15 protein-coding genes are annotated in these 12,235 nt (G+C 59.4%); 10 read left to right on the top strand and 5 right to left on the bottom strand.

Annotation, left to right across the window (positions count from 1 at the left end):
- Positions 1-50 precede the first annotated feature (50 nt).
- Together ACXAGD_RS18015 and ACXAGD_RS18010 are read left to right on the top strand one after the other, a co-directional pair.
- Positions 51-761 carry a DUF599 domain-containing protein gene (locus tag ACXAGD_RS18015; RefSeq protein WP_475212302.1) on the top strand — a complete coding sequence of 237 codons (711 nt, stop codon included), beginning with the start codon at positions 51-53 and terminating at the stop codon, positions 759-761.
- A 35-nt stretch (positions 762-796) separates the two neighbouring features.
- The gene (locus ACXAGD_RS18010; protein WP_475212300.1) at positions 797-1,144 is read left to right on the top strand and encodes a hypothetical protein; all 348 of its coding nucleotides are present in this window, start codon (positions 797-799) and stop codon (positions 1,142-1,144) included.
- On the opposite strand, the gene ACXAGD_RS18005 is transcribed toward ACXAGD_RS18010, so the two are convergent.
- The 4 genes from ACXAGD_RS18005 to ACXAGD_RS17990 form a co-directional block, all read right to left on the bottom strand.
- The gene (locus ACXAGD_RS18005; RefSeq protein WP_475212298.1) at positions 1,145-1,630 is read right to left on the bottom strand and encodes a flavodoxin family protein; all 486 of its coding nucleotides are present in this window, start codon (positions 1,628-1,630) and stop codon (positions 1,145-1,147) included.
- 1 nt (position 1,631) lies between these two features.
- Entirely contained in the window at positions 1,632-2,102 is a 471-nt protein-coding gene (rlmH, locus tag ACXAGD_RS18000; RefSeq protein WP_475212296.1) for a 23S rRNA (pseudouridine(1915)-N(3))-methyltransferase RlmH, read from the bottom strand.
- A 44-nt stretch (positions 2,103-2,146) separates the two neighbouring features.
- Positions 2,147-2,506: a ribosome silencing factor gene (rsfS, locus tag ACXAGD_RS17995; RefSeq protein WP_170327847.1), complete on the bottom strand. Its 360-nt coding sequence runs from the start codon at positions 2,504-2,506 to the stop codon at positions 2,147-2,149.
- 164 nt (positions 2,507-2,670) lie between these two features.
- Positions 2,671-4,023 (bottom strand): mechanosensitive ion channel family protein, encoded by a 1,353-nt coding sequence (locus tag ACXAGD_RS17990; RefSeq protein WP_475212294.1) that lies wholly within the window; start codon positions 4,021-4,023, stop codon positions 2,671-2,673.
- A 102-nt stretch (positions 4,024-4,125) separates the two neighbouring features.
- Here ACXAGD_RS17990 and ACXAGD_RS17985 point away from each other — a divergent pair, with 102 nt between their 5' ends.
- From ACXAGD_RS17985 to ACXAGD_RS17960, 6 genes are all read left to right on the top strand, one after another.
- Positions 4,126-4,221 carry an isopropylmalate isomerase gene (locus ACXAGD_RS17985; protein ID WP_254438069.1) on the top strand — a complete coding sequence of 32 codons (96 nt, stop codon included), beginning with the start codon at positions 4,126-4,128 and terminating at the stop codon, positions 4,219-4,221.
- Between the two features lie 43 nt (positions 4,222-4,264).
- Positions 4,265-5,668 (top strand): 3-isopropylmalate dehydratase large subunit, encoded by a 1,404-nt coding sequence (gene leuC, locus ACXAGD_RS17980; protein ID WP_475212292.1) that lies wholly within the window; start codon positions 4,265-4,267, stop codon positions 5,666-5,668.
- A 37-nt stretch (positions 5,669-5,705) separates the two neighbouring features.
- Positions 5,706-6,260, top strand: coding sequence for an HdeD family acid-resistance protein (locus ACXAGD_RS17975; RefSeq protein WP_475212290.1), 555 nt, complete (start codon positions 5,706-5,708; stop codon positions 6,258-6,260).
- A 42-nt stretch (positions 6,261-6,302) separates the two neighbouring features.
- Positions 6,303-6,908 (top strand): 3-isopropylmalate dehydratase small subunit, encoded by a 606-nt coding sequence (gene leuD, locus ACXAGD_RS17970; protein ID WP_475212288.1) that lies wholly within the window; start codon positions 6,303-6,305, stop codon positions 6,906-6,908.
- A gap of 360 nt (positions 6,909-7,268) precedes the next feature.
- On the top strand, positions 7,269-8,099 hold the full coding sequence (locus tag ACXAGD_RS17965) for a hypothetical protein (protein ID WP_475212286.1): 831 nt from the start codon (positions 7,269-7,271) through the stop codon (positions 8,097-8,099).
- The gene (locus ACXAGD_RS17960; protein ID WP_475212284.1) at positions 8,096-9,124 is read left to right on the top strand and encodes an endonuclease/exonuclease/phosphatase family protein; all 1,029 of its coding nucleotides are present in this window, start codon (positions 8,096-8,098) and stop codon (positions 9,122-9,124) included. Before ACXAGD_RS17965 ends, ACXAGD_RS17960 begins: the two co-directional genes overlap by 4 nt.
- 6 nt (positions 9,125-9,130) lie before the next feature.
- Here ACXAGD_RS17960 and ACXAGD_RS17955 read toward each other — a convergent pair whose 3' ends face one another.
- The gene (locus ACXAGD_RS17955) at positions 9,131-10,021 is read right to left on the bottom strand and encodes a Rossmann-fold NAD(P)-binding domain-containing protein (RefSeq protein ID WP_475212282.1); all 891 of its coding nucleotides are present in this window, start codon (positions 10,019-10,021) and stop codon (positions 9,131-9,133) included.
- Between the two features lie 83 nt (positions 10,022-10,104).
- Here ACXAGD_RS17955 and ACXAGD_RS17950 point away from each other — a divergent pair, with 83 nt between their 5' ends.
- On the top strand, positions 10,105-10,998 hold the full coding sequence (locus tag ACXAGD_RS17950) for a LysR family transcriptional regulator (RefSeq protein ID WP_475212280.1): 894 nt from the start codon (positions 10,105-10,107) through the stop codon (positions 10,996-10,998).
- Positions 10,999-11,130: 132 nt separating this feature from the next.
- Positions 11,131-12,234 carry a 3-isopropylmalate dehydrogenase gene (gene leuB / locus ACXAGD_RS17945; RefSeq protein ID WP_475212278.1) on the top strand — a complete coding sequence of 368 codons (1,104 nt, stop codon included), beginning with the start codon at positions 11,131-11,133 and terminating at the stop codon, positions 12,232-12,234.
- The last annotated feature ends 1 nt before the right edge of the window (position 12,235 follow it).

Here is a 12,235-nt window from a genome sequence, read left to right as displayed (position 1 = left end):
CCAATTTACCTATCTGGCAAGTTCTGATCTCTGGCCCTACTGTCGCCGATATGACATGGATCGACCGCGCCCTTTTGTTTTCATCACTGGATTATGCCGCTGTGCTGCTTTTGCTGGGCGCATGGCAGTGGATCGGCTGGCGGATTGAACATCCCGCGCCCCACAAACAATCGGTCGCGATGATGATGGACGACTTCCGGCGCGGCTGGATGCACGAGATGGTCACTCGGCAGCCCCGGATGTTTGACGCGCAGGTCGTGGCGGCGATGCGGCAGGGCAGTACCTTCTTTGCCTCGACCACCATGATCGCCATCGGCGGTGGGCTGGCCCTGTTGGGAAACACTGAACGGCTGGCGGGCGTCGCCAGCGACTTGGCCATCGGCAGCGCTCCGGCACTGGTGTGGGAGATCAAGATTCTGGTGGTGATCCTGTTTCTGGCCAATGCGTTCCTGAAATACGTCTGGGCGCATAGGCTGTTTGGATATTGCGCGGTGCTGATGGCCGCCGTCCCGAACGATCCCGATGACCCGCAAGCCTATCCGCGCGCCGCACAAGCGGCCGAGATTTGCGTCACCGCCGCACGCAGCTTCAATCGCGGCCTGCGCGCCACCTATTTTGCATTGGCATCGCTGGCGTGGATATTGGGGCCGCTTGCCCTGATACTCGGGACGGTTATCACTCTGGGCGTCTTGTATCGGCGTGAATTCGCATCCCATTCCCGATCAGTGCTGTTGACCCTGCCGCCCAACACAGAGTCGTGATGACGCCGGGGCGCATCCCCCCTTATGTTTGCCTTATGCGATACCTGATTCTCAGCGCCGTTCTGGCTTCACCCGCCTTTGCCGATGACCCCGTGATCGAAAATGCCACCGCCCAGCGTAGCGGGGATACATGGCGATTCGATGTGACCGTCTCGCATCCCGAAACGGGTTGGGATGACTACGCAGATGGCTGGCGTGTGTTGGATATGGATGGCAATGAGCTGGGGATGCGCGTGCTGCATCACCCGCACGAGAATGAACAACCCTTCACCCGGTCGTTGAGCGGGGTGGCTATCCCAGAAGGAACACCCCAAGTGCAGGTACAGGCTCGTACAAATGTGGATGGCTGGGCAGAAAGGACGTTTGTCGTCACGCTACCCTGATCAGAACAGACCCATTTCCAACCCGGCAGCCATGGCAAGCCCGATCTCGCGGCATTTTTCAAGCTGATCTTGCGGAATGGTCTTTTCGGCCAATATTGCCTCGGGCGTCTGCGCATGGGTACAGAGGATCAGCGGCGGCTGTACTTCCTTCAACCGCCAGCCCGTTGCGATCCGGGCGATCTGACGGGCTGCGTTCTCACCGTCTGACCCGGCACAAACCATCTGGGCATAGGGGCGCCCTTCGATCCGGCCCAGCACCGGATAGTAGCTGCGGTCAAAAAATTCCTTCATCAGACCCGAAATCGCCGCCAGATTCTCGGGCGCGCAGAAGATATAGCCATCGGCGTCCAACAGATCATCAGGCCCAGCCTGATCGGCGGGTTTCAGAATGGTCTCGGCCTCGTCACGCGCAGCCGAAGCCGCCGCTTCGGCCATCTGCCGAGCCCCGCCGGTGCGCGAATGGTAAACGATCAGAAGCTGCGCCATGTCAGATCCGATGATAGGGACCGCCCGACAGGATGGTTGCGGCCCGGTAAAGTTGCTCTGCCAGCATCACACGGACCAGCATATGGGGCCAGACCATCGATCCGAATGAAATGGAAAAATCGGCCTCGGCCCGCAGATTAGGGTCAATTCCGTCGGCTCCACCGATGATCAGCGCCAGATCCTGACGACCCGCGTCGCGCCAACCGCCCAGTTTTTTGGCAAAATCAGGCGAGGACATCACCCGCCCGCGTTCATCCAGCGTGCAGATCACCGCACCTTTGGGCAGCGCCTTGCGCAGCAGCGCACCCTCGGCCCCCATGCCAGCGTTTTTCTTGTCTTCGACCTCGATCACCCGCGCTGGACCAAGGCCCAAGCTGCGGCCGGTCCGGTCAAATCGGGTCAGGTAATCGTCAAGCAGGGTCTTCTCCGGTCCGGCACGCAATCGCCCGACCGCAACTATGCTGATACGCATATCTCTCTCGCCTCCGACCTCTCAATACAGGTCGGGATGGCGCCTCAGTTGGCCGAGGCGCTGCCGCCCTGGGGCAGCCACATCTTTTCCAGCTGGTAGAACTCACGCACTTCGGGGCGGAAGATATGGACGATCACGTCGCCCGTATCGATCAACACCCAGTCGCCGGCATCCTTGCCTTCGACCTTCGAGGTGAAACCGAATTCCTGCTTGATGCGATCCGTCAGCTTTTCCGCCATGGCAGCGACCTGGCGGGTCGAGCGACCCGAGGCAATCACCATATGATCCGCAACAGAAGACTTACCTTGCAGGTTGATCTGCACGACGTCTTCGGCCTTGTCATCGGAAAGTGAGGAAAGGATGCGTTCAAGCAGCTTGTCGCTGATTGACTGAGAGTGAGCCATTACACCGGCTCCGTCATCGGCGGGCAAACCCGCCTGGGTATGTAGAGACAGGACATAGTCCTCCTTTGCTGCGCGCCGCAAAACCCCGGCGCAGGGGTACTAATAAGGTAACAAGGGGAATGCAACATTTCAATGAAAGGCCTATGCGCGGGGTGCACGGGCGCTCACTCTTTGGCGATTTGTTGCGAGTCTGCGCCGTCCGACAGCAGCCGAACTTCGCGCTGCGGGAAGGGGATTGAGATGCTTTCGGCCTTAAAGGCGTCCCAAAGCGCCAGGTAAACATTACCCCGAATATTGGTCAGCCCTTTGGTCGGATCGCTGATCCAGAAGCGCAGGACATAATCCACGCTGCTATCCCCGAACCCTGTGATGTGGCAGACCGGTTCATGGCCGCCGCCGCTCAACACTCGCGTTACGGTTTTGACTGCTTTGATTGCCGTCGCCCGGACCTTGTGCGGATCGTCGTCGTAACTGGTGCCAAACTCCAGATCCAGCCGCACAAACTTGTCCGAATGCGACCAGTTCACCACTTGGTTGGTGATCAGATCCTCGTTCGGGATCAGGTATTCCCGCCCGTCCCGCGTGACGACAGAAACATAGCGGGCGCCCAGCGCGTTGATCCATCCGAACGTATCACCCAGCGAGATCACGTCGCCCGGCTTGATAGATCGGTCCATCAGAATGATGATCCCCGAGATCAGGTTCGACACCACTTTTTGCAGGCCAAAACCAATCCCCACACCAATGGCACCCGACAACAGTGCGATGCCGGTCAGATCAAACCCAAGCGTACGTATTGCGGCCAGAAAGACTGCGCCATAAAGCAACACCTGAATGCCCTTGGCCAGCAGCACCTGCATCGACGGGGTGATGTCATCATTTCTCATCAGCCCCCGTTCGGCTGCGCGGGTGCCAACACGGGCCAGTGTCAGCAGGATACCGATCAGCAAGGTGGCCTTGAGAATCCCCAGTGCTGAGATGTGCAGATCGCCGATTGAGATCGCCACACCGTCCAGAAACTCGGCCACGTCATCGGTCAGATTCAGGGCCACAAGCGTTGCATAGACCCACATCGCCCATTTGAAGATGCGCCGCAGTGTCCGGTTGCGCACCAGCCGCGCCACCAGCGCAATCGCCAGCCACGCCAGCGCCAAAGTCGCCACAACCCCGATGATGTAACTGCGCGAGGGCCAAGTGACCTGCTGCATCGCCAGATACAGCGCCCAGGACATCACCACGAAATAGACCAGCGTCAGGCGCTGCATCAGCTGTACCAAAACCCGCAACCGCCACTTTGGCCAACCTTCGCGCGCGCGGGCCCAGGCCTCCCATCGGCCCTGAGTCGTCAGCTTCAAAACAAAGGCCAGCGCCCACAGACCCAGAATGATGACCAGCTGGTGCTGGCGCCAGCCCGGAGTGACGACCAGCTCGACAAGGTTTTCGAATTGCACGGAAAAGCCCGCGACCATGTTTTCGTAGAGGTCCGACAGCGAGCTGGGGATCAGGTCTTGGTTCATAGTCCCAGCTTGGACAGCGTTGACCGATGATGCAAGCCCGGTGCCGGATTGAACCTTGATTGACGGCAAACCCCGATATATCTGGTGCGCATGAGACTCAATGTGGCCCAACAGCAAAATCTGGAAGACCGCGCGCGTTTGCGTGAACGGTTCTTTGGGGCTGCCCGCACGGTTCTGGCCCGCCTATCCGCGGCCTAAGCCACCTCGCCAGCTATTTCTCATTACATACGGGAGAGGACCAATGTCCCCCAAAACACTCTATGACAAGATCTGGGATGCCCATGTCGCCCACGAGGCCGAAGATGGCACCTGCCTGCTGTATATCGACCGCCACTTGGTTCACGAAGTAACCAGCCCGCAGGCGTTCGAAGGCCTGCGCATGGCGGGCCGCAATGTGCGCGCACCGGAAAAGACCATCGCGGTACCGGACCACAACGTTCCGACCACTGCGGACCGTGTGCATGGAATCGAAAATCCGGAATCACGCATTCAGGTCGAAGCGCTGGACAAGAATGCCAAGGATTTCGGCATTCACTACTACCCCGTGCATGACGTCCGTCAGGGCATCGTCCACATCGTTGGCCCCGAGCAAGGCTGGACCCTGCCCGGCATGACCGTTGTTTGTGGTGACAGCCACACCGCCACCCACGGCGCGTTTGGTGCTTTGGCCCACGGCATTGGTACGTCTGAGGTTGAGCACGTCCTGGCCACCCAGACCCTGATCCAGAAGAAATCAAAGAACATGAAGGTCGAGATCACCGGCAAGCTGCAGCCGGGCGTGACGGCCAAGGACATCACTCTGGCCGTGATCGGTGAGACCGGCACCGCCGGCGGCACCGGCTATGTCATCGAATATTGCGGCGAAGCGATCCGTGATCTGTCGATGGAAGGCCGCATGACCGTCTGCAATATGGCCATCGAAGGCGGTGCCCGCGCGGGCCTGATCGCACCCGATGAGACCACGTTTGAATATGTCAAAGGCCGTCCGCATGCTCCGAAAGGCGCGCAGTGGGAAGCGGCTCTGGATTGGTGGAAGACACTCTATACGGACGAAGACGCGCATTTCGACAAGGTCATCACCCTGCGCGGTGAAGATATCGCCCCCGTCGTGACCTGGGGCACCAGCCCCGAGGATGTTCTGCCGATTACTGCAACCGTGCCTCAGCCCGAAGATTTTGAAGGTGGCAAAGTCGAAGCGGCCCGCCGTTCGATCGAGTACATGGGTCTGGAAGCTGGCCAGAAACTGAGCGATGTGGAAATCGACACTGTCTTTATCGGGTCCTGTACCAATGGCCGGATCGAAGACCTGCGTGCCGCGGCAGAGATTCTGAAAGGCAAAAAGATCAAGGACGGCATGCGCGCCATGGTCGTGCCGGGTTCGGGTCTTGTGCGTGCTCAGGCCGAAGAAGAAGGTCTGGCCGATATATTCAAAGAGGCTGGCTTCGAATGGCGCTTGGCGGGATGCTCGATGTGTCTGGCGATGAACCCCGACCAGCTGCAGCCGGGCGAGCGCTGTGCCGCGACCTCGAACCGCAACTTCGAAGGCCGTCAGGGTCGCGGTGGACGGACCCACCTGCTGAGCCCCGCAATGGCTGCCGCAGCGGCAATCACAGGACGGCTGACAGACGTCCGTGAATTGATGTAAGGTCCCCTCATATCTAGATATTTGAGGGATTGAAAACATGAGTGACTGGGTCAAATGGCTCCTGCTGGGGCTTCTGTCTATCGCGTTCGGTATCTTTGTACTGGGCGCACCAGTTGTGGCGTCGATCGCCGTGACGGTGGTAACCGGTGTGTTGCTGCTGATCTCGGGCGCGCTGCAACTTGTGGGTGGCTTCACGGTTGAAGGCACCGGCAACAAGATTCTGTCACTCATCATGGGTGCGGTAATGCTGTTTCTGGGTTGGTCCTTTTTGGATCACCCGCTGCAGGGAACCCTGACCCTTGCGACGGTGATGCTGATTCTGTTCATGGCGGGCGGCATCGCGCGGGTCATTCTGTCGTTCCAGATGAAAGGAACGCAGTTTTTCTGGCCCACGATGATCTCGGGCATCTTGTCGATCATCCTCGCCGGGATCATCTGGACCTATGTGGGAAGCGACCCTCAGGTGCTGCTGAGCATTCTGGGAATCTTCCTGGGCATCGAGATGCTATTCAACGGGTTCGGACTGGTCTTCATGGCGTTCTTCGTCAAGAACGCACCCAAAGACGAAACAACGGAAGCGAAAGAAGCTTAAACGCGAGGCACGGGCGCGGCCCTACCCCGCAGGAGTGTAGAGATGGAAAAGTTTGACAAAGTCCACGGGGTGGCCGCCCCAATGCCGCTGATCAATATCGACACCGATATGATCATTCCGAAAGTGCACCTGAAAACCATCAAACGGTCCGGCCTTGGCGTCGTGCTGTTTGACGAGATGCGCTACCATGATGACGGGCAGGAGAACGAAGAGTTCGTCCTGAACAAACCCGCCTATCGCCAGACCGAGATTCTGGTGGCAGGCGATAACTTCGGCTGCGGCTCGTCGCGGGAACACGCGCCTTGGGCGATCAAGGATTTCGGCATCAAGGTGGTGATCTCGACCAGTTTTGCCGACATCTTTTTCAACAACTGCTTCAAGAACGGCATCCTGCCGATCGTGGTCGCAGAAGAGCATCACGCGGTTCTGATGGAAGACGCGCATAAGGGTGAAAACGCCCGTATGACCGTACATCTGGAAGATCAGCAGATCACCACTTCGGATGGCATCGTAATTGAATTTGACATCGATCCGCACCGCAAACACTGCTTGCTGAACGGTCTGGACGATATCGGCCTGACGATGGAAAAAGACCACCACATCGACAAATTCGAGGATCACGCAAGCCAGGCCCGCCCCTGGGTGTGATTCTGGTAACGAATCTGCGAAAGCACAACTTTACGGGGTCGCCAAGGCGGCCCCGTTCGCATTCTTGGGGTTACACCCCAGGAAACCACAATATCTAGGTATCACATTGATACACACGCCGGGTTTGCGTCAAAAATGATGCAATCGCGCACCAGTTGCGCCATCTTTTTGCCCGAAATCACGTGTTTTCTGCGCCTTGGCTTGAGCGAAATGTTGCTTATCGCCAATGTGACGGGGACAGGCACCCGCCAAATAAAACATTGGTGAATTAAGGCATCCGCCACAAACTCACGTGGCGGGCACAAGTTGGAAGCGAAGTCGGCGAAGAATCGACTAATCCAGTTTGAAAGGGTTCGGATAGTGATTGCGCGCACAACAGGGGCGGCGATTCGGGGAATATTGGTTGCATTGTTGGTGCTGACCCCCGCGTTGTACTTGCCCGTATCGTCAACGAATGGGACCGAGATTGTCGTCTTTCTCGCCATTCTCGCATTCTTCCTGACCTTTGCCGAATACAATTCGGCTTTCCCCAGCTTTATCGAATTCCGCGATGCCCCACCGGTAAACCGCCTGAGATTTGTCGGGCTGATGTCGATGATCATGTTCCTGACACTGATCTGCAAGAACGCTTACGCACCCAGCAGCCTGACCTCGGTCTTCTACGCGCTGGGTCTGGGCGTCGCCAATGTGGTCGACTTCCCTTATTCTCCGGTTCGGCTGGTAGTGTTGATGCTGCCTGCAGATGCCAGCGCACCGCTGATCGAGCTGGTGCGCATTGCGGCCAGTGTGGCCTATGTTGCAGCGCTGGTAACCATTGGAAGCTTTGCCTATGCGGTGAAGATGCGCGGCTGGCCGACGGGCAACGGCGCCTTCAACGTCTGGACCAACCTGCCCCTGTTCGACCCGACCAAGGGTGGTGATGTCGTCACCCGTCTGCAACGGGACGGACGGCTGAACATCTCGATCGGTGTGCTGCTGCCGTTTCTGATCCCGGCTCTGATCAAGATGCTGACCGACTATGCCAGCCCGATCTCGCTAAGCAATCCTCAGACCCTGATCTGGACCCTGAGCGCCTGGGCCTTCCTGCCCGCCAGCATGATCATGCGCGGCATGGCAACCCTGCGTATCGCCAATTTGATTGTCGAAAAACGCCGGGCATATTCCACGGCCGAGTCAACGCAAGCCGCATGATCCGCATCCTTCTGCTGCTGCTGTTGCCGGTGATGGCGCAAGCGCAGACGGTTCGTATCGCCACCTTCAACACGGAACTCAGCCGCGACGGACCGGGCCTTCTGCTGCGGGATATCAGGCGCGGCGACCCGCAAGTGCAGGCTGTGGTCGAAGTTCTGGCGGTCGCACGTCCGGATATCGTTGCCCTGCAGGGCATCGACTGGGACCTGAACGCCGAGGTGCTGACCGCGCTGACCGACCAGTTGCGCGATGCGGGGCTGGATTATCCCCATTACTTCGCCGCGCAGCCCAATGCTGGGCTCGAAACCCCGCTGGACCTTAACGGAGATGGCCGGACGCATGGTCCAGCAGATGCGCAGGGCTGGGGCCGTTTCACCGGTCAAGGTGGGCTTGCGGTGCTATCGCGATATCCGATTCATTCTGACGGCGTGCAGGACTTTACTGATTTGCTGTGGCGCCAGCTGCCCGGTGCACAGCTGCCGGTCACGGCCGATGGCCCCTTTCCTTCGGAAGAGGCGCAGAGCATTCAGCGCTTGTCCGCCGTGGCTCATTGGATCGTGCCGGTGGACACACCCCTTGGCACGCTGGACCTGATGACCTTCCACGCCGCCCCGCCGGTGTTTGACGGCCCCGAAGACCGCAACGGGCTGCGCAACCGCGACGAAATCCGCCTCTGGTCAACGGTTCTGGACGGCCAGTTGGGGCGCAAACCCAACGGCCCGTTCGTGATTGCCGGGGACGCCAATTTGGACCCCGAACAGGGCGAGGGCCGCAGGGATACGATCCGGGCGCTGTTGGCCGATCCGCGCCTGCAAGACCCGCGCCCCGCTGACATGTCGGGTGCACTGACCACCGTGGAGTGGAAAGCGGTGGGCAAGATGCGGGTGGACTACGTACTGCCCTCGGCGGATCTTCAGGTCATGGGATCGGGTGTGGTCTGGCCCGCTGCCGATGCTCCGTTGCGCGTTGCGGCAGAACAAGCCAGCAGGCACCGGCTGGTCTGGGTTGACGTGACCGCGCCTTAGCGGCGATCAGGCAGGGGCTAGAACCCTATCCGGTTGCAGCGTTTTGGGGATCGCCTGCCTCAACGCGTCGTCCAGATCCGTTCGATGAAAATCCCCGACCAGTTCCTGAAAAAACGTATCTTCAAGGCTGTGCGGAGTGTTCCACAGGTACCGCATTTCAAGCAGATGAGGCGCCACTCTCCAGAAAGGGCGGGCAAGCTGAATCGGCAGCCAGTTCATCCGCTGTACGGACACATGCCGCCCCGTGACCCGGCACAGTGCCTGCGCCATTTCAGAGCCGGTCACCGTATACCCCCGATAAGGCACGTCGCAAAAACGGGGCAAGCTCTCTCGCATCTCGGCCAACGCGACAGAGGCACGCGCAAGATCAGGTAAATAGGCCCAGGCATGGTCGATGTTGGGATTTCCGGGATAGATGAGTCGCCCCCGCGCCAGAGGTTTGATCATCACCCGATCGAACCAATTCCCCGACGCACATGTATCAAGGTAATCGCCGGCCCGCAGGATGATCGTGCGCACGGACGAGGCGCGGTAGGCTTCCTCCATCTCGATCCGAATCCGGCCCAAAGGGTTCCGGGCCATATGTGGTGTGCCCGCGGACCACGGCCCCGGAGTGTCTGCCCCGAAAACATAGACGTTGCCTGGAAGGATAACTGTGGCCCCTGTGTTACCAGCAGCCGATATCACCTGCTGGGTAAGGCGGGGCAGCTGTGCCTGCCAATCCGGATAGGGCGGGTTCCAGGCGTTCACGATCACATCCGCCCCTTGCGAGGCCTGCTCCAGCCTGTCGGCTGTGCGGTCAAAGATACGAACGGTCCACCCCGCGTTTCGAAACGCGCCCACAGCGTTGCGTCCAAAGCGACCGGTTGCACCTAAAATAAGAACGGATTGGGTCATGAAAAACTCCTTTCAAATCGAAAGTATCAATTCATTTCAATCGGGCAATTGCCGGGAAATGCAGAACGTGTATTCATTTCTGAATGGACAAATCACTCACCCATGCCGACTGGTCATTGATACAAAGCTTTCTGGCCGTTGCCGAAACCGGCTCACTCTCTGCTGCTGCACGGCAGTTGGACCGCAGCCAACCCACGCTGGGCCGTCAGATCCACGCGCTTGAGGATGAGCTGGGCGTGTCGCTGTTCGACCGCCACGCGCGTGGCCTGAAACTCAGTGAAGTGGGCACACAGTTGCTGCCGATGGCGCAGCAGATGCACACCGCCATGACGTCGTTCAGCCTGGCAGCGGCAGGGCAGTCGCAGCAACTGGAGGGGTCGGTGCGCATTACCGCCTCGGTCTTTGCATCACACCATCTGCTGCCGCCCATTCTTGCGCAAATCCGCGCGCTGGAACCGGCGATCCAGCTTGAATTGGTCGCAACGGACACCACTGAAAACCTTTTGTATCGCGAGGCTGATATCGCCGTGCGCATGTACCGCCCCGCGCAGATGGACATCATCTCGCGCTATCTGGGGGACGTGAACTTGTGCTTTTGCGCCGCCCAGACCTACCTGGATCAGGCGGGACGCCCGCAAAATCCCGAAGACCTGTTCCATCACGATCTGGTCGGCTTTGACGCCAATGAGCAGATTATCAAAAAGATGCAGCAACGGGGCTGGCCCGCCAGCAAGGAAAGTTTTGCCACCAGATGCGATCTGCAAAGTGCCTATTGGCAACTGATCCGGGCCGGGTGCGGTATCGGGTTTTCGCAGATACAGGTAGCCGAGGCCGACCCGGATGTCGAAGTGTTGGATCTGGATGTCGAGATTGAGCCCCTTCCCGTTTGGCTGGCCGCGCCGCAGGCCATGCGCCAAACACCCCGAATCCGGCGTGTCTGGGACCTGCTGGCCGAGGGGTTGAAGGCAGCGCTTTGACCGCAAAGCGCGGGTTCAGCGGCAGTTTCGGCCCGGAAAGCGAATTTCCGGCACATAAAGGCCCGTTCGTCTCATTGACCCGCTGCGGCGCAGGCGCTAGGGCCATTGCGACGAAACGCAAGGAGATCCTTCATGTCCAAACCCTCGCTCCTCATCCTGCCCGGAGACGGAATTGGTCCCGAAGTCATGGCCGAAGTGCGCCGCGTAATCGACTGGTTCGGTGCAAACCGCGGCCTGGAATTCGACGTGAGCGAGGATCTGGTCGGCGGTGCCGCCTATGACGCGCATGGCAAGCCCCTGTCGGATGAAACCATGGCTAAGGCGCAAGAGGTCGATGCGGTTCTGCTGGGTGCCGTGGGCGGCCCGAAATACGACGATCTGGACTTCAGCGTAAAGCCCGAGCGCGGCCTGCTGCGCCTGCGCAAGGAAATGGATCTGTATTCCAACCTCCGCCCGGCTCAGTGCTTTGACGCACTGGCTGATTTCTCGTCGCTGAAGAAAGACATCGTTGCCGGTCTGGACATCATGATTGTGCGCGAGCTGACCTCGGGCGTCTATTTCGGCGAACCTCGTGGCATCTTCGAAGAAGGCAACGAGCGCGTGGGCATCAACACCCAGCGTTACACCGAGTCCGAGATCGAACGCGCCGCGCGTTCGGCCTTTGAACTGGCGATGCGCCGGAACAAGAAGCTGTGCTCGATGGAAAAGGCAAACGTGATGGAGGCTGGTATCCTCTGGCGCGAGGTCGTGGACCGTGTCGCGAAAGACTACCCAGAGGTCGAAGTGACCCACATGTACGCCGACAACGGCGCAATGCAACTGGTGCGTGCACCCAAGCAGTTCGACGTCATCGTCACCGACAACCTGTTCGGCGACATCCTGTCGGATTGTGCCGCGATGTTGACCGGCTCGCTGGGCATGTTGCCGTCGGCGTCCTTGGGTGCCCCGATGGCCAATGGCCGGCCCAAGGCGATGTACGAACCGGTCCACGGCTCGGCCCCTGACATCGCTGGCGAAGGCAAGGCCAACCCCATTGCCTGTATCCTCAGCTTTGCCATGGCGCTGCGCTACAGCTTTGATCAGGGCGCCGAGGCCGACCGTCTGGAAGCCGCGATCGAGAAGGTTCTGGCCGATGGTGTCCGTACTGGCGATCTTCTGGCGGAAGAAGGCGTTCAGCCGGTCTCGACCACCGAGATGGGTGATGCGATTCTGGCAGCTTTGGACGAGAGCCTCTGAT

The organism is Ruegeria sp. ABF4_144 (genome assembly GCF_056160045.1).
Note: the sequence above shows the minus strand (reverse complement) of the source record. Positions and strands in the feature narration are given on the sequence as shown.